Origin of the sequence: Variovorax terrae, assembly GCF_022809125.1 — a bacterium.
Classification (GTDB): domain Bacteria; phylum Pseudomonadota; class Gammaproteobacteria; order Burkholderiales; family Burkholderiaceae_C; genus Variovorax_A; species Variovorax_A terrae.
Map to the genome: position 1 here is coordinate 1,121,176 of NZ_JALGBI010000001.1, position 17,686 is coordinate 1,138,861.

The following is a 17,686-nucleotide window of genomic DNA, read 5'->3' on the forward strand; positions in this document are numbered from 1 at the left end:
TACGATATTTACGTATTTTGACGCCCCTATGCCCATCCTTCAATCCTTCTCCCAGTTCTGCCCGGCGCGGCCACGCGCGCCGGGGGGGTGCGCGGTTGCCTTGGCGGCCATCCTGGCGCTGTCGTCCTGTGGCGGCGGCTCGGGCGGCGTGTCGGGGCCGGGCGATGCGCCGGCACGGGTCGGCGTGGCCAGTCTGTTGTCGACGGTGGACGTGTTGGAGCTGCCGTTGTTGCAGGCCGGCGACCAGTGGTACGCCCATGTGCGCCTGAAGCTGGCGGACGACGGCAGCGTATCCCTGCTGGGTTATCAGGTCGTCGAGGCACGGCCGCTGGAGAACCACGCGACACTGAGCCCCGCGGCGGCGCTGGAGCAGTTGCCTACCGCCACCGGGCCTTTCCTGCTGACCGTGCCCCGGCTGCACATGGACGTGGAAGTATTCCAGGACGTGCGCGTGCTCATTGCGGGCGGCACCTGGCGCTATGCCGAGCCGCCGGCGCCGGCGCAGTCATTGAACGCCGCGGACCTGCAGGGCGACTCCACTCTGGTGGCGCGGGCGGACCAGGTGGTGGTGCTGGGCGGCACCTCATCGGCGCAGACCGTGCAGTACCCGATGCAGTTGGAGCAACGCAGCTACCGCTTCTGTGTGGACGGGCAGGACAGCGCCGCCGACGGCCTGACCGTGATCGACCCGCAGGGCCGCACGGCGCTGGCGATCAGCCAGGCGGGCGACTGCGGGCAGTTCGATGCCCAGTCCGGCGTCCACCAGGTGCGGGTGCATCTGCTGCCGGCGGGACAGGACGAGCCGCGCCCGGTGTTCGTACAGATGCCGCAGGCCCAGCAGCAGGCGGCGACGCAGCGCCTGCTGGGGGCATCGGCGGATGACGACGACTACTACCTGATCGAGGCGGTGTCCGCCCTGGGCAACGGGGTGTTCACCCCGGCGGTGGTCTATGCCACGGAAATCGACCCTTATCTCACGTGTGCCGGGATGCTGGCGGTGGCGACCCATCCCAAGTCGCGCGCGGCCTACGTCTTCGATCGCGCCAACTTCTTCAAATTCACGAAAGACGCCAGAGGCCGGCTGTCGCAACTCGGCAAGCCCTACAAATGCTCTGACAAGGCCGTACCCTCGGTCGCGGTGGCGGATTCAGCCGTGTTCCCGTTGGTGGGCTTCGGGTGGGATGTCATTGATGCGTACTACCATCTGCACCCGGCGGCGGGGCCGGTCTTCGTCAGCGCCTACGAGCCCCAGGGGCGTACCTTCGGGCTGCGTGCCGACCTGCCCGCGCCGGGGCCGTACGGGCATGCCGAACGGCAGATCGAGGTGATCGACTCGTTGTTCGGCGTGGACCTCTTCCTGGGCGCGATGTTCTCGTCCAGTACGCAGCAGATCCGCTACCGGGCCAAGTACCGGCTACGGCCCTCCGGCTTTTTGGCGGCGGCCTACCCCGTGCCGGGCGAAGTGGCGCTGTTCAGTGCGCCGGATTGCAGCGGGCCGGCGCTGCTGCTGGACCAGTACGACCTGCCCGTGCTGTCGCCGGGCTCGGCCGGCAGCTTCGACGGCTCCATGAAGCTGGGCGGCGCCACCCAGGCGGTGCTCTACAACCGGCCCTACATGAGCGAACTGGGCGGCTCGCGCCAGGTGTGGTCGCCGGGCTGCCACCGCCTGGACGGCGCGGTGAAGTCGGTCAAGGTGGTGCGCAACACGGTGGACGTCGTGGTGTCCAGCAAGAGCTGCGAGAACTGCAACCTCTCGGGCCTGAATTTTGCGGGCCGGGACCTGCGCGGCGCCAGGCTGGCCCGCGCCAACCTGACCGATGCCGAACTGGCCGGCGCGAACTTGCGCGGAGCCGACCTGCGCACCACCTACCTGCACCACGCCAATCTGTCGAACGCCAACCTCGACGAGGCCAACCTGTGCGGGGCGCAGTTGCAGGCCAGGGCGTCCGTCGCCTCGGGCGACCAGCAGACGCCGGCCACGCTCAGCGGCGCCTATCTGCGCAACGCCAACCTGTCGCGCGCCAACCTGACGGGCGTCTCGCTGTCGTACGCCAGCTTCTTCAGCGGGACCACGCAGAACACCTGCAAGCCCAGCACCTCGTGCGACGTGTACGAAAAGCTCAACTGCGCTAGCGCCTCGGGCGCGACCCTGGACGGGGCCAAGTTCGACAACGCCTACCTGGCCGGCCTCGGGCTGGACGGCGTGTCGGCCCGGGGCGTGAGCTTCGAGAAGGCTGTGCTGGTGGGCGCCAACCTGAGTCAGGCGCAGCTCAAGCCGCTGTCGATCCTGGCCACCAATTTTGCCGGCGCCTACCTGCAAGGGGTGGACTTCAGCAACGTGGATGCAGCCGACATCCGCGCGGCCTGGTGGACGGGGGCGGTGATTCAGCCCAACCCGGTGACCGGCTGCGCCATGCAGTTCAAGCTGGAGAAGCCTCTGCTCGGCTTCCCTGGCTTTCAGTCGGGCAAGTCCTTGTCCACCTGCATCACCGAGAGCAAGCCCGAATCCACCTGCGTGGGGTACACGTACCAGCGTCCCACGGTGCTGCCGGTCAGCCCCCAGGGCGCCACGAGCGCGCTGGACCCGGGCTCGAAAGCGGCCTCCGACGGTTGCCAGCCTCCGCCCGCCGGGCCGGCACCGCTGTGCGGCTCGGGCTTCACCGCGAACGTCAACACCTGCTGGTCCCTGCACAACTAACTAGCCAGCGATTTCTGGAGAGAGGAAGCGCCATGCCATCCACCAACACCCTGTTTGACCGCCTGATGGCGGGTTTCCTGGACGAGGTCCAGACCGACCGCCGGAACTTCCTGCGCTGGGGCGGCGGCCTGGGGCTGGGCCTAGGGGCGATGCCGCTGCTCAAGGGCTGCGGCGGCAGCGACGGCACCGTGGCCGGCGATCCGGCCGCCCGGGAACAGCGCCAGTATTTCTTCAACCTTGGGCCGGCGGCGGCCAGCAACGGCAGTTCACGCTTCGTGCTGGTGGCGGGCAGCCAGGAGACGCCGCTGCAGCGCGCCACGCCGCAGAACCTGCAGGCCATCCGCCAGGAGATTCCCACGCTGCCCGACGATGCGCTGACGCATGTGGTGTCGGCCTCGCTCACGGCCAGCAGCCCGCAGCTGTGCTACGTGAAGGAGATCCTGGACGGCTCGTCGGCCGACTGGCGCCTGCACACGATGTTCTACCACGTGCCCCAGGCGGCGGCCTCGGCTGCCAAGCCCCTGTTGAGCACCACCTGCAAGGCCGAGGGCGATCTGCTGCGCCAGGCTTTCTCCGCCTGCCCCAGCGGCCTGTCCACCCAGGGCATCCAGGCGCTGGCGGCCAGCGCCTCGTTCTGCGTGGGACCGGAGTACGACGAGTACAAGGACTACTTCGACCAGGCCATTGCCCTGGTGTCCAACCACCCGGAAGTGGGTTCGTTCGATGCGCCGACACTGAGCTATATCCAGACGGAAATCCTGTGCCGCAACCAGTTCGTCTACGACCTGGCGGTGTCGATCTTCACGCAGGGGCCGGCTGCCACCCAGCCCGGCGGCTGGGCCACGCTGGAGCCGGTCGTCGATAGCGACACCGGCCGCCCTCTGCTGGACGCCGACGGCACCCAGGTCTGCGCGCTGAAATACTCGCAGGAAACGCTGCTGAAGATGGGCGCGGCCATCGTCCAGGTGACCGGCCTCATCAAGAACGACCCCAACCTGGGGGCCAACATCACCGGTCTGGACCCGGCGCAGGCCGCCGAGGCGCTGCGCGGCAAGAGCTGGTTCGTTAACGACGGCACGCCCACCGCGGCGGGCCAGGGGTCGGGGCTGCTGAAGGCGGGGGCTGGACTGGCCGCCGACAAGGTCGAGAGCTTCACGCGGCGCGACGTTTCCGGCGGCGCGGGCTTCTACGTGGAGAACCTGAGCAACACCAACCGCACGGTGAGCTTCCGGGTGCGCAACTCCTACCTGCGCTACCTGGGGCTGTACGCCCGCTTCCTGGACGCCGCCGGCAAGCCGATCGCGCTGACCCAGTTGGCCGACGCGGCGCGGCGTTACCCCTACGCCAACCTCAACGGCGACCTGGACGGCTTCCTGCGGCTGATCAACCAGCAGTTCGCCATCCTGGGCATCCCGATTTCCGACGAAGTGGTGGACGTCAGCATCGCCCTGCCCACGCAGGCGTCCACGCTGATGATCCTGGCCGGCGGGCTGGGCGCGGGCAGCAAGACCTACCCGGCCACCATCGATGCCGGAGCCATCATGACCGCGGTGCTGTGCCTGGCGGTGCCCGGCATCTTCCTGGTGTCTGGCGCCTGCGCAGGCTACGCCAACTTCTGCCGCAAGCTCACGCGCGCCGCCGACCTGGCGCTGACGGTGGCCGAGGCCGTGGTCAAAGCCATGGTGGCCATCGGCCTGTCCGGCACGTACCACGACACCAGTACGTACAACTCCCTGATCATTCCGATACTCAACGTCCTGCGAAAGGGGGTACCGCTGCTGTTCGAGCTGATGACGGACTCGCTCATCGAGGGCCAGACCGTGGCCGCGGCGTCCAGCGCCACCACCTTCGGCATCGGGCTGATCCTGCAGGCCGTGATGGCCGCCGGCCTGGCGGCGCAGATCACGCGCACCTCCATCAACGTGGCCAACTCGCCCTGGACCTATGCCATCGAGGTCGGCCTCACGCACGACCTGGCCGTGACCATCCACCACGACCCGGCGCACGCGGCGGGCTTTCCGAACGCGGCAGCCAGCTACGAACTCGTTGCCGTGTGCGACGGCGCCTCGCCGCGCAAGTCCGGAGCCATCGCCATGCCCTCGACCACGCGCACCGCGCCGCTGGTCTACACCTTCCAGGGCCTGCCGCAGGGCGGCAAGGTCAACCTGACCGTGACCTTCCTCACCGCCAGCGGCGAGCTGGTGGGCAGCGGCGCGGCCAGCGAGGTGGACAACACGCAGAACGCCGCCAGCCTGACCATCAAGGAAATCCCGCCGATGATCGGCAGCCGCACGCGCTACGCCCACAAGCAGAAGACCGCGCTGGATGGCGGCGGCAACCACGTCTGGGCGGCCACCGCCACCCCGCCCGACAACCCGCTGGACTGCCTGCAGGCCGGCCAGCTCTGCGAGCTGATGGGCATCACCCTGAGCGACCCGCGCGGCGCGGTCGGCTACGGCTGGCGGGCCCGGATCGACGGCGTGAGCACGCGCGACGGCTCGGGCTCGGGCCAGCTCTACCACCTGGCGGCGCTGTCGGTCACCGACACGCCCCAGGCCGGCTTCACGCGGCTGCCGTATGGCTTCTCCACGCCGCCGCGCATCGCCTATGACCGGGACAGCCCCTCGGGGCGCGGTTTCTACATCGACACCACGCTGGGCCAGACGGTGGTGCGCCGCGTGACCACGCCCGGCGTGAACATGCCGGCGGCGTTCGACGGCGCGGGCCAGGCCGTGGGGCGCTTCAACCTGTCGTCCGACGCCTTCCTGATCCACCCCACGGGCAAGCTCATCAGCTTCAACTCGGCCGACAGCAAGATGGAGGTGCTCACGCCCGCGGCGAATCCCGTGGCCGACGCGGACGCGCCGCTGGCCCAGTCCCTGGCCGGCCCGGGCCAGCGCGACGGGCTGATGCTGGGCCCCGTGGTGGCCACCGTGATGCATGACGGCACCATCCTGGTGGTGGAGGCGCGCAACAGCCGCGTGCAGGCCTTCGACACCGGCGCCAACCCGGTGCGCATCTTCAAGGCTTCCACCTGGTTCGCACTGCGCAGCATCGACAGCCCCGTGGCCTACCTCGACATTTCCACGGAGGCCACGGGCCTGATCTACGTGCTGCTGCGCAACACGGCAACCGGCCAGTACTTCATGGACATCTACGACAAGACCGGCACCTTCGTCGCCAGCACGCCCAACGTGGTGGCCGGCAAGCTGGCGGTGAGCGTGTTCCGCGACGTCTACACGCTGAACTACGAAAACCTCTACGCGGGCCGCGGCACCGGGCAGGCCGAGCCCTCGGTCAGCCTCTGGATCCCCGGCGTGATCTGAAAAACCCGAAATATCAGGGAAATAGGGCGAAGGTCCGCATCGGGCGGTGATTGTTTGCTACGTTAAAGATAGCATTCACCGCAGCACGCCCAGCGCGAACGGCAGGCTGGCCATGCCCAGCACCGTGGACAGCGTGACCAGCCCGGCCACATACGAGCCGTTGTAGCCCATGCGCGCGGCGAGCACATAGCAGCTCGACGCCGTGGGCAGGGCCGAGAAGCACAGCAGCACCGTGGTCTGCACCGAGTCGAGCCGGAACAGGCGCGACAGGCCGAGCGCCACCAGCGGCAGCAGCAGGTGGCGGATGCCCAGCACGCTCACCGCCAGGGTCTTGGCCCGCGCCAGCGTGCCGAGCTGCATGCCGGCGCCGGCCGCCATCAGCCCGAGCGCCAGCGAGGCCGCGCCGATGCGCGTGATGGTGGGCTCCAGCCAGACCGGAATGCGGAACCCCAGCAGATTGGCCAGCAGCCCCGAGGCGGTGCCGATGATCAGCGGGTTGCGCAGCAGCTCGCGCAGGAAGCCGCGCTGCGCATGGCGCGCCATGGGCCAGACGGCGCCCACGTTGAACAGCGGCACGCAGACGCCGATCAGCACCGCGATCAGCAGCAGCCCCTGCGGGCCGGCCAGTCGATCGGCCAGCGCGAGTGCGATGAACGAGTTGAAGCGGAACGCCACCTGGGCGCTGGCCGCATGTTCGCGCCGGTCGATGCGCGCGCCGATCCAGGGCAGGTGCGGCAGCGAATAGGCCAGCGCGATGCCGATCACGCCCATGAGCAGCCCGGCGCCGATCAGGCTCGACGCCTCGCCCAGGTCCAGCGGGCTCTTGACGATGGACTGGAACAGCAGCACCGGGAACAGGAAGTAATAGACCAGGCTCTCCACCTGGTCCCAGACGGTGCGGTTGAGGGCGGTGTAGCGGCAGACCAGGTAGCCGCAGAGGATGAGGGTGAAGTCGGGAAAGAGGAGTTGGGCGTAGTTCACCGGCTGAGAATAACCCATGGACTTCGGGTTTGCCCTTATGCGTAATCCACAGCATGAGGGAACGACTCTTGCGTTTACGATGCCCCATTCGTCCCGTCACCCTCAAGGAGATTCTCGTATGCAACGCCGTCAATGGATTGCCCTCACGATTGCAGCAGCGGCAAGCTCGGCCTTTGCCCAAGCCTATCCCACCAAACCGATCCAGCTGGTCGTGCCGTTCGCGCCCGGCGGCACCACCGACATCGTGGCCCGCACCATCGCCGACCCGCTGGGCAAGGTGCTGGGCCAGCCGGTGGTGGTGGTCAACCGTGCCGGCGGCGGCGGCGTGGTGGGCGCCAACGAGACGGCCCATGCCGTGCCCGATGGCTATGCGCTGGGGGTGGCCACGGTCTCCACCGTGGCGGCCAATCCCGCGATCAACCCCAAGATCCCGTACAACTCCCTCACCGACTTCGTGCCCATCGTCAACATCGCGGCCACGCCTAACGTGATCGCGGTGCACCCGGGCTTCCCGGCCAAGGACTACAAGAGCTACGTGGCCGAGCTCAAGAAATCGCCCGGCAAGTACTCGTACTCGTCCTCCGGCACCGGCGGCATCGGCCATCTGCAGATGGAGCTGTACAAGAACCTCAGCGGCACCTTCGTGACGCACATCCCCTACCGCGGCGCCGGCCCGGCGCTCAACGACACGGTGGCCGGCCAGGTGCCGATGATCTTCGACAACCTGCCGTCCGCGCTGCCCTTCATCAAGGACAACCGCCTGGTGCCCATCGTGGTGGCCGCGCCGACCCGCCTGGCGGTGCTGCCCAACGTGCCGACCTTCAAGGAAGTGGGGCTGGAGCCGGTCAACCGCATGGCGTTCTACGGCCTCTACGGGCCCAAGGGCCTGCCCAAGGACATCGTGGACAAGGTCAACGCCGCCGTGCGCAAGGTGCTCGAGGAGCCGGCCGTGCGCCGCCGCATCGAGGACACGGGCTCGCTGATCATCGGCAACACGCCCGAGCAGTTCGCCGCCGAGATCAAGGCCGAGTACGGCGTCTACAAGAAGGTGGTGGACGACGCCAAGCTCCGGCTCGAGTGATGGCGTTGCCCTCCTGACCAAAGGCCGCCCCAGGGCGGCCTTTGTGTTTTGAGCCGCTATCATCCGAACAACCTCTCGTCCCGCGCCATGACCGCTTTCGATACAGACCCCGGGCTGCCGCTCATCCTCGTCATCGATGACGACCACGCAGTCGCGGTGGCCCTGCGGGCCCGGCTGGCGGGCCACTACCGCGTTTCCGGGCTGACCGACCCCGCGGCGGCGGTGGAGCTGGTGCGCGGCCTCAAGCCCCGCCTGGTGATGTGCGACATCAACATGCCCCGCATGACGGGCGACGAGGTGGCCCTGGCGCTGTCGCTGGACGAGCAGACCCGCTTCACGCCGGTGGTGTTCCTGACCTCCCTGCTGCCGCGGCGTGCCGTGGTCGAACTGGGCGACCAGTTTGGCGGCTACATGGGCATCTCCAAGCATTCGGACACCGGGCAACTGCTCGAAGTGATCCGCGGCGCACTGGTCGGCTGACGCCGGCCTCTCCACATCGTGCCAGGCCCGAACTTGCCGCAACGCCTGCCGGGCCTGATGGGGCGGGCCGGGTGGCTGCTGCTGTGGGTCTGGCTGCTGCCTTCGTTCGCCGGCGCGGCGGGCGCACCTCTCGCGCTCCAGGGCGTCATGACGCTGGACGAGGTGCCGGCGCGTGGGATCGCGCTCGAAGGGCAATGGCTGTTTGCCGCGCACCGGTTTCTCGACCCCTCGTCGCCCGAACTGCCCACCCAGGCCATTGCGGTACCCGGTGCCTGGAACGACGCCTGGCCCGCCACGGCGCAGGCGGCCGGGGGCGACGGCTGGGGCACCTATGCGCTGAGGCTGCAGTGCCCGGCCGGTGAATCGCTGGCCCTGGCGCTGCCGCAGGAGCGCAGCGCCGCGCGGTTCTATGTGAACGGCCGGCTGGTCGCCCAGCAGGGCGAGCCTGGCACGCAGGCGGAAGCGGCCCGCCCGGCCCCCAGCCCGCGCATCACGATTTCCGAATCGTTCGCCTGTCCGCTCGACATCCGCGTGCAGGTGTCCAACTTCAGCCACCGCCTGGGCGGCATGGTGCGCGCGCCGCAGGCCGGGCCGCGCGATGTCCTGGTGCGCGACGCGCGCCGGCAGCTGGCCAGCAGCGCGGCGCTGCTGGGCGGCTATGCGGTGCTGCTGCTGCTCTCGGCCTTCTTCTATGCCACCCGCCGCAAGGACGCCACGCCGCTGTTCTTCGGGCTGTTCTGCCTGGCGGAGGCCACGTTCTCGGACATGATGGGTGAGCGGCTGCTGCTGCTGTCCTTCCCGTTCCAGGTTGGCTGGGAAACCTACCTGCACATCGAGTACTTCTCGTGGTACGCCTGCATGGCCACCTTCCTGCTGCTGGTGCACAACCTGTTTCCCGGCGAGATGCGCTGGCGCGTGGTGCGCGTGTTCCTGGCCATCCTCGGGCTGGCCATGGCCACGGTGCTGGTGACGCCGGCACGCCTGTCGAGCCACCTCGTGCCCTTCGGCCAGGCCCTGTGCGTGGCCATGGGGCTTTACATCACCCGGGCCGTGGCGGTGGCCGCACGGCGGCGCGGCGTGGAGGCCGCGATCCTGCTGGCCGGCCTGGTCGTGCTGCTGCTCGTGGTGGCGGTGGATGCCGCGCTCTACAGCGCGGGCTTCTGGCTGCGCAGCCTCACGCCGCTGGGGCTGCTGGCCTTTGCGCTGGCGCCGGGCATCGTGATCGCGCGCCGGCTCACGCGCGCGCTCAACGCCGAGGAGCTGCGTGCGCTGGAGCAGCGTGTGCGCGGCGACCTGCTGGTGCGCACCACGCAGGCCGGCATCTTCGACTGGGACAGCTCGCTCAACCGCCATGGCTATTCGCCGCGCCTGTGCGAGATGCTGGGCCACCCGCCCGGAGCCGCCCAGGGCGAGGGGCCGGTCTTCCACGCCTTCGTCCATCCCGAGGACCGCGAGACCGTGGTGCAGCAGTTCGAGCAGCGGCTGGCGGACCGCAGCGTGGCCAGCGGCGAGGTCCGTCATCCGCCGAGCGAGTACCGCCTGGTGCGCACCGACGGCCGCGTGCTGTGGGTGCTGGCCGAGGCCATCAGCCTGACCGGCAGCGACGGCGCCACGCTGCGTTACCTGTGCTCGTTCATCGACATCAGCGCACGCCGGGCGATGGAAGAGGGGCTCAAGGCCTCGCACGACCAGGTGGCCGAGCAGGCCGGGCGGCTGGCGCGGCAGAACGCCCAGCTCGAACGCGATGCCCGGCTGCGCGAGGACGTGGAGCGCATGGCGCGGCACGACCTGAAGACGCCGCTCAACAGCCTGCTGGGCCTGCTGCGCATGGCGCGCGACGAGGAGCAGACCGCGCCGGCCGTCCGGCAGGAGCTGCTGGCGGCGGCCGAGCGCGCGGGCTACCGCCTGCTGGAGATGGTCAACCTCTCGCTGGGCCTGTTCCGCATGGAACTCGGGCGCTACGTGTTCACGCCGCAGGCGGTGGACCTGGCGGCGGTGGCCGCGCGCGTGCTGGCCGACCTGCGCGGCCTGGCCGAGGGCAGCGGCGTCGCCATCCGCTTCACGCTGGGCGAGCCCGCGCTGCGCGTGCGCGGGGAGGACCTGCTGTGCTACGCCATCGTGGCCAACCTCGTGAAGAACGCCATCGAAGCCACGCCGCCCGGCGGCTGCGTGAGCGTGACCCTCGAGCCCGGCGCGCCGGTGCGGCTGCGCATCCACAACCCCGGCATGCTGATGCCCGAGGTGGCGCGCAGCTTCTTCGACAAGTATTTCAGCCAGGGCAAGGCGGGCGGCACCGGGCTGGGCACCTATTCCGCGCGGCTCATGGCGCGCGTGCAGGGCGGCGATCTGGCGCTGGAGCATGTGCCGGGGCAGGGCGTTGCCGTCGTCTTGTCGCTGGCGCCTGCAGAGCCGGCACTGGCGCCCGCCGTGCCCGGCCCGGTGCGGCCCAAGCTGCCCGCAGCGGCAGGCGCGGCGCCCCCGCTGGCGGGCCGGCTGCTGGTGGTGGACGATGACGAATACAGCCGGCTCGTGATCGAACGCAGCCTGCCGGGCGCCTCGCTGGTCATCGACATGGCGGCGCACGGCCGCGCCGCGCTCGATGCCGCACAGCGCCACTGGCCGGATGCGCTGCTGATCGACCTGGAAATGCCGGTGATGGACGGGCTGGAAACCATCCGGCAACTGCGTGCGCGGCAGGCGGCGCACCAGCTGCCGGCCTGCGGCATCGTCATGATGTCGTCCGACGATTCGCCGCAGGCCGCCGAGTGGGCACTGGCGGCCGGTGCAGACCGCTTCCTGGCGAAGCCGATCCTGCGCGACACGCTGCGCGCCACATTGGCGCCGTGGCTGGCGCGGCCCCCGCGGGCCATGGCGCCGCTGGACCCGGCGCTGCAGGCCGAGGCGCCGGCCTTTCTCGCATCCCGCGCCGACCTGGTTCAGGCCATGCGCGAGGCATGGGCCGCGCAGGACCGGCGCGAACTGCGCGAACTCGCGCACCGCTGCGGGGGCGGGCTGGGCATGTGGGGCTTCGAGGAGATGGCCCGGCTGTGCGAGGCCATTGAACACGCGGCCGACGGCGAGGACGCCCAGGTGCTGGAGCAGGCCATCGCGCGGCTGGAAGCGCGGATTGCGCAGGAACGGGCCTCGCTGCAGCCATCATGACGCCAACGCTTTCGAAGACGGGCACCGAGGCTGCCCGCGCCGACGCCGGGATCGACGCCTTCATCGATGCTTTCGTGGATGCACTCTGGCTTGAAGACGGCCTGTCGCGCAACACGCTGGCCGCCTACCGGCGCGACCTGGCGCTCTACAGCCGCTGGCTGGCCGGGCAGGGCCGCACGCTGCCGCAGACCCAGGAGGCCGACCTCAACGACTACATGGCGCTGCGCTACCGCGAGAAGGGCAAGGCCACCTCGGCCAACCGGCGGCTCACAGTGTTCAAGCGCTATTTCCGCTGGGCGCTGCGCGAGCGCCTGATCACCGCCGATCCCACCCTGCGCCTGCAGGCGGGCAAGCAGGCCCTGCGCGTGCCCAAGACGCTGACCGAGCATCAGGTGGAAACGCTGCTGGCCGCGCCCGACGCGGACACGCTGCTGGGCCTGCGCGACCGCACCATGCTGGAGCTGATGTACGCCAGCGGCCTGCGCGTGAGCGAGCTGGTGACGCTCAAGACCTTCAACGTGAGCATGAGCGAAGGCGTGCTGCGCGTGCTGGGCAAGGGCAGCAAGGAGCGCCTGGTGCCGTTCGGCGAGGTGGCGCGCGAGTGGATCGAGCGCTACCTGGATGAGGCGCGCGCCGCCATCCTGGGGGGGCAGCAGACGGAAGACCTGTTCGTGACGGGCCGTGGCGCGGGCATGAGCCGCGTGATGTTCTGGATCATCGTGAAGAAGCATGCCCTGGCCGCCGGCATCACGGTGCCGCTGTCGCCGCACACCCTGCGCCATGCGTTCGCCACCCATCTGCTGAACCACGGCGCCGACCTGCGCGCGGTGCAGATGCTGCTGGGCCATGCCGACATCTCCACCACCACCATCTACACGCACGTGGCGCGCGAGCGGCTCAAGCAGCTGCATGCGCAGCACCATCCGCGCGGTTGACATCCGTTCGTTACCGGTTCGTACCCCCGGCGCCGAAGGGGCTTTCATAATGGCGCCACCAACAACGAGGAGACCTCCATGAAGAAATTTCTGGCCGCCGCGGCGCTGCTCGGCGCCACCGGCCTGGCTCTGGCCCAGGCCTGGCCCACGGCCAAACCCATCCGCCTGATCGTGGGCTACCCGCCCGGTGGCGGCATCGACTTCGCGGCGCGCACGGTGCAGGTGCCGCTGCAGGAGGCGCTCAAGCAGCAGATCGTGGTGGACTACAAGCCCGGTGCCGGCGGCATGCTGGCGGCCACCGAGCTCACGCGCGCCGCACCCGACGGCTACACCATCCTGCTGGCCAACACCGGGCCGTTCGCGATCGCGCCCTACCTGCTGCAGAAGATGCCTTACGACCCGGTGCGGCAGTTCACCTACATCGGGCAGATCAGCCAGGGCAGCTACATCGCGGTCACGCGGCCCGACCATCCCGCGAAAGACCTCAAGGAGTTCGTGGCCTGGGCCCGCGCCCGTGCCGGCAAGGTCAACTTTGCTTCGGGCGGGGCCGGCACCTCCACCCACCTGAATGGCGAGCTCATGAACCAGACCACCGGGCTCGACGTGACGCACGTGCCCTACAAGGGCAGCGCCCCGGCCGTGCAGGACCTGATCGGTGGGCAGACCCAGCTGCTGATCGACGCGGGCAGCGTGCTGCTGCCGCAGGTCAAGAGCGGCAAGCTCAAGGCGCTGGCGGTGACCGGCCCGAAGCGCGACCCGCAGCTGCCCGACGTGCCCACGGTGCGCGAGCTGGGCCTGGGCGGCATGGAGTCGGTCGGCTTCCAGGGGCTGGTCGGCCCGGCCGGCCTGCCCAGGGAGGTGGTGGACCGGCTGGCGGCCGAGCTGGCCAAGGTGCTGGCCCAGCCTGACATCCAGGCCCGGTTCGCCGGCGCGGGGGCCGAGGTGCACGGCAGCGGCCCGGCCGAGTTCACGGCCTTCGTCAAGGCCGACAATGAAAAATGGGCCAAGCTGATCCGCGAGCGCAAGCTGCAGCTCGATTGATGTTTTTCAAAAGGATGACTCCATGACTGTTTCCCGACGGGCCGCACTGCCGGCCATGGCGCTGCTGGCCCTGGGGCCGGCGCTGGCACGGGCCCAGGCCTGGCCCGCCAAGCCGCTGCGCATCGTGGTGGCCTACCCGGCCGGCGGCGTGAGCGACACGGTGGCGCGCACGCTCGGCGACCGGCTGGCCGCGCAGCTGGGCACCCCGGTGGTGATCGACAACCGGGCCGGCGCGAGCGGCAGCATCGGCATGGACGCCGTGGCCAAGGCCGCGCCCGACGGCTACACGCTGGGCTTCGCGGCCATCAGCCCGCTGGTGCTCAACCCGCATCTGGGCAAGTCGCCGTTCGATCCGCAGAAGGACATCGCGCCGGTGGCCAGCGTCATGTACTCGCCGGTGCTGCTGCTGGCCACGCCGGCCTGCGACAGCAAGGATTTCCGCGCGCTGCTGGCAACGGCGCAAGCCCGGCCGGGCGCCGTGCGCTGGGCCACCTCGGGCCTGGCCTCGGTCGGGCACATCATGCTGGCGCAGATCATGGGCGCGGCCCGGGTCGAGATCACGCACGTGCCCTACAAGGGCGGCGGCCAGCAGATGAACGACGCGCTGTCGGGCCAGTTCGAGATTCTCTCGACCAACGCCGGCCCGGCCGTGATGCAGCACATCCAGGCCGGCAAGCTGCGCCCGCTGGCCGTGGGGGCGCCGGCGCGGCTGGACGCGCTGCCGGGCGTGCCCACGCTGGCCGAGCTGGGCCTGGGCGCGGCCAACCTGAGCTCGCTGTTCGGCGTCTTCGCGCCGGCCCAGACGCCCGCGGCCGTGCTGGAGCGCCTCAACGCCGAGATCAACAAGGCGCTGGCGCTGCCCGAGATCCGCCGCAAGCTCGAAGCCACCGACAACGTGCCCACGGGCGGGCGGGCCGCCGATTTCGCGCGCGCCATCGCCACCGAATCCGAGAACAACGGCCGCATCATCAAGGCGGCCGGCATCCGCCCGGAGTAGGCGAGGCCGCTGCTCGCTACTGCAGCAGCCAGGCCAGCTCTTCCGGCGTGAAGCCGGCCTGCCGGCGCGCCGCTTCGTTGAAGGGCGGCTTGAGCCGGGGGGCTTCGTAGCGCTGGACCAGCACGCCGTAGTGGCGCACGGGGTCGAGCCCGTCGCGCGCGCACAGTTGCCGGTACCAGTGGTTGCCGATCGCCACGTGGCCGACCTCGTCGCGCAGGATGAGGTCGAGAATCTCCACCGCGCGCAGCGCATCAGGCGTGCCCACCTTGCGCAGCTTGGCCTGGATCTGGGGCGTGGCGTCGAGCCCGCGCGCCTCCAGGGTGCGCGGCACCAGCGCCATGCGCGCCACGATGTCGCCGCGGGTCTTCTCGCACATGGCCCACAGGCCGTCGTGCGCGCTGAAGTCGCCGTAGTCGTGGCCCATGCCCTGCAGGTGCTCGCGCAGCAGCGTGAAATGCAAGGCCTCCTCGGCGGCCACGCGCAGCCAGTCGAGATGGAACTCGCGCGGCATGCCGTCGAAGCGCCAGACCGCGTCGAGCGCCAGATTGATGGCGTTGAATTCGATGTGGCAGATCGAATGGATCAGCGCGGCCCGGCCCTCGGGCGTGAAGGGCGAGCGCCTGGGCACCTGCAGGTGGGCGATCAGGGCCGGGCACGGCGGGCGCCCCGGCAGGCCGGCGGGCTCGGCCGGAGGCTGGCCTGCTATCGAAAACATAGCTGCCTGCGACCACAGGGCCTGGACTTCAGCCACTTTGGAGGCCGGATCGGGGGTTTGAAGGGCGGCAAGGGCACGCTGGCGCAGATCCATCCCTACAATTCTAGTTTTTGCGAGGATTCAGGCGATGGCCATTTACGAACTCGACGGCGCAGCGCCGAAACTCGGCGCCGGCGCCTGGGTCGCCGACAGCGCCCAGGTGATCGGCGCGGTGGAACTGGCGGACAACGCCAGCGTCTGGTTCGGCGCGGTGATCCGCGGCGACACCGAGACCCTCAGGATCGGGCGCAACAGCAACATCCAGGACCTGAGCGTGCTGCATGCCGACATCGGCTACCCGCTCACGATCGGCGACAACGTGACGGTGGGCCACCAGGTCATGCTGCACGGCTGCACCGTCGGCGACAACACGCTGATCGGCATCCAGGCCGTGGTGCTCAACGGCGCGAAGATCGGGCGCAACTGCATCGTGGGCGCCGGCAGCGTGGTGACCGAGGGCAAGGAGTTCCCCGACAACTCGCTGATCATCGGCGCGCCGGCCAAGGTGGTGCGCACGCTGGACGAGGCCGCGGCCGCCAGGCTGCGCCAGAGCGCCGAGCACTACGTTGAGAACGCCCACCGCTTCGCCCGCGGCCTGAAGAAGATCGCCTGATGTCGGAGCTGCACAAATTCCTGTTCGACGGCCTGCCGGTGCGCGGCATGATCGTGCGCCTGACCGACGCCTGGACCGAGATCCTGCGCCGGCGCGCCGGCAACAGCGCGACCGGGGCCTACCCGGCGCCGGTCAGCGAGCTGCTGGGCGAGATGGCCGCGGCCGGCGTGCTGATGCAGTCCAACATCAAGTTCAACGGCGCGCTGGTGCTGCAGATCTTCGGCGACGGCCCGGTGAAGGTGGCGGTGGCCGAGGTGCAGCACGACCTGAGCCTGCGCGCCACGGCCAAGGTGATGGGCGAGGTGCCCGAAGGCGCGCGCCTGAGCGACATGGTGAATGCCGGCAACCAGGGGCGCTGCGCCATCACGCTCGACCCGAAGGACCGCTTCCCGGGCCAGCAGCCCTACCAGGGCGTGGTGCCGCTGTTCGGCGACCAGCGCCAGAAGCTGGACCGGCTCAGCGACGTGCTGCAGCACTACATGCTGCAAAGCGAGCAGCTCGATACCACGCTGGTGCTGGCCGCCAACGGCGAGGTGGCGGCGGGGCTGATGATCCAGCGCCTGCCGGTGCAGGGCGAGGGCAATCTCGCCGGCAGCCTGGTCAGCCGGGCCAACGAAGACGAGATCGGCCGCAACGAGGACTACAACCGCATCGCCACGCTGGCGGCCAGCCTGACGCGCGAGGAACTGCTGACGCTCGACGTGGACACCGTCCTGCGCCGCCTGTTCTGGGAGGAGAAGCTGCTGCGCTTCGAGCCGCAGCGGCCGCGCTTCGCCTGCACCTGCAGCCGCGAGCGCGTGGGCAACATGATCCGCGGCCTGGGCGCGCAGGAGGCCGAGGAGATCATCGCCGAGCGCGGCGACATCGAGGTGGGCTGCGATTTCTGCGGCCGCCAGTACCGCTTCGACGCGGTGGACGCGGCGCAGATCTTCAAGGCGCCGGGCGACCAGCCGCCTTCGAGCCCAGCAGTCCAGTGAACAGCCGGTGCTCGCAGTCCGGGTCGCTGCATTTTTCGCAGACCCAGGCCCAGGCGCCGGTTTTTGAAGGAAATTGGCCAGATGTCCTCGTCGGGTGGTCATTTGTTGCTATTGAATCGATAGCATTGAGGGCGTTGCGCAGGCGCTCGCCCTCCAGGCCGTACACCACCTGGTAGGCCACGCCGGCACGCGCAAGCGCCGCGCGCAGCAGCGCATCGACCGGCTCGCGCACATGGGCGCCGTCGCGCTGCAGGCCGTCGGCCACCCAGGGCAGATCCAGCCCGGTGACCAGGGTCAGGTGGTAGCGGCGCTGGTGGGCCTCGGCGGCGGCGTACAGCGAGGTGTCGCCAAACAGCAGCTCGCTGTAGATGGCGGTCATCAGCGGCGTGGTGTCGGCGATGACCACGCTGCCGGCGGCGGCTGCCGCCTCCACGCGCCGCTGCTGTTCCTGCGCGATGGCGGCCTGCTCGTCGGCGCGCGGCGTGCGGCCCTCCCGGTCGCACCATTCGCGCAGCAGCTCGGGCACCACGGTGGCCGGCCGGCCCTGGGCGCGCAGATGCGCCGCCAGCTGGAGCGCGAGCTGGGTCTTGCCGGTGCTCTCGGCGCCGAGCAAGGCGATCTGGCAGGGAGCCGATGCCATG

General features: G+C 69.9%; 13 protein-coding genes. 10 read left to right on the forward strand and 3 right to left on the reverse strand.

Annotated elements, in window-relative coordinates; translation table 11 throughout:
• The first annotated feature begins 100 nt into the window (after positions 1–100).
• Together MMF98_RS05270 and MMF98_RS05275 are read left to right on the forward strand one after the other, a co-directional pair.
• Positions 101–2,698, forward strand: a complete 2,598-nt coding sequence (locus tag MMF98_RS05270) for a pentapeptide repeat-containing protein (protein ID WP_243305034.1) — start codon at positions 101–103, stop codon at positions 2,696–2,698.
• A gap of 32 nt (positions 2,699–2,730) precedes the next feature.
• Positions 2,731–6,024, forward strand: coding sequence for an NHL repeat-containing protein (locus MMF98_RS05275; RefSeq protein ID WP_243305036.1), 3,294 nt, complete (start codon positions 2,731–2,733; stop codon positions 6,022–6,024).
• Between the two features lie 75 nt (positions 6,025–6,099).
• Here the strand turns inward: MMF98_RS05275 and MMF98_RS05280 are convergent, their stop codons facing one another.
• The gene (locus MMF98_RS05280) at positions 6,100–7,023 is read right to left on the reverse strand and encodes an AEC family transporter (protein ID WP_243305038.1); all 924 of its coding nucleotides are present in this window, start codon (positions 7,021–7,023) and stop codon (positions 6,100–6,102) included.
• A gap of 100 nt (positions 7,024–7,123) precedes the next feature.
• Here MMF98_RS05280 and MMF98_RS05285 point away from each other — a divergent pair, with 100 nt between their 5' ends.
• The 6 genes from MMF98_RS05285 (at position 7,124) to MMF98_RS05310 (ending at position 14,701) form a co-directional block, all read left to right on the forward strand.
• Complete coding sequence (locus MMF98_RS05285; RefSeq protein WP_243305040.1) at positions 7,124–8,086, forward strand: tripartite tricarboxylate transporter substrate binding protein BugE; 963 nt, start codon at positions 7,124–7,126, stop codon at positions 8,084–8,086.
• An 87-nt stretch (positions 8,087–8,173) separates the two neighbouring features.
• Positions 8,174–8,566: a response regulator gene (locus MMF98_RS05290; protein ID WP_243305043.1), complete on the forward strand. Its 393-nt coding sequence runs from the start codon at positions 8,174–8,176 to the stop codon at positions 8,564–8,566.
• 33 nt (positions 8,567–8,599) lie between these two features.
• Positions 8,600–11,728 (forward strand): response regulator, encoded by a 3,129-nt coding sequence (locus MMF98_RS05295; protein ID WP_243305044.1) that lies wholly within the window; start codon positions 8,600–8,602, stop codon positions 11,726–11,728.
• Complete coding sequence (xerD, locus tag MMF98_RS05300) at positions 11,725–12,663, forward strand: site-specific tyrosine recombinase XerD (protein WP_243305046.1); 939 nt, start codon at positions 11,725–11,727, stop codon at positions 12,661–12,663. The genes MMF98_RS05295 and xerD overlap by 4 nt, the downstream gene beginning before the upstream one ends.
• Positions 12,664–12,741: 78 nt before the next feature.
• Entirely contained in the window at positions 12,742–13,704 is a 963-nt protein-coding gene (locus MMF98_RS05305) for a Bug family tripartite tricarboxylate transporter substrate binding protein (protein WP_243305047.1), read from the forward strand.
• Between the two features lie 22 nt (positions 13,705–13,726).
• Positions 13,727–14,701, forward strand: coding sequence for a Bug family tripartite tricarboxylate transporter substrate binding protein (locus MMF98_RS05310; protein ID WP_243305049.1), 975 nt, complete (start codon positions 13,727–13,729; stop codon positions 14,699–14,701).
• Between the two features lie 16 nt (positions 14,702–14,717).
• Here the strand turns inward: MMF98_RS05310 and MMF98_RS05315 are convergent, their stop codons facing one another.
• Positions 14,718–15,509, reverse strand: coding sequence for a ferritin-like domain-containing protein (locus tag MMF98_RS05315; RefSeq protein ID WP_243305051.1), 792 nt, complete (start codon positions 15,507–15,509; stop codon positions 14,718–14,720).
• 34 nt (positions 15,510–15,543) lie between these two features.
• Here MMF98_RS05315 and MMF98_RS05320 point away from each other — a divergent pair, with 34 nt between their 5' ends.
• Positions 15,544–16,068, forward strand: coding sequence for a gamma carbonic anhydrase family protein (locus MMF98_RS05320; RefSeq protein WP_243305053.1), 525 nt, complete (start codon positions 15,544–15,546; stop codon positions 16,066–16,068).
• On the forward strand, positions 16,068–17,045 hold the full coding sequence (gene hslO / locus MMF98_RS05325; RefSeq protein ID WP_243305055.1) for an Hsp33 family molecular chaperone HslO: 978 nt from the start codon (positions 16,068–16,070) through the stop codon (positions 17,043–17,045). Before MMF98_RS05320 ends, hslO begins: the two co-directional genes overlap by 1 nt.
• Here hslO and MMF98_RS05330 read toward each other — a convergent pair.
• Positions 16,999–17,685, reverse strand: coding sequence for an AAA family ATPase (locus MMF98_RS05330; RefSeq protein WP_243305057.1), 687 nt, complete (start codon positions 17,683–17,685; stop codon positions 16,999–17,001). The genes hslO and MMF98_RS05330 overlap by 47 nt on opposite strands.
• Between the last annotated feature and the right edge of the window lies 1 nt (position 17,686).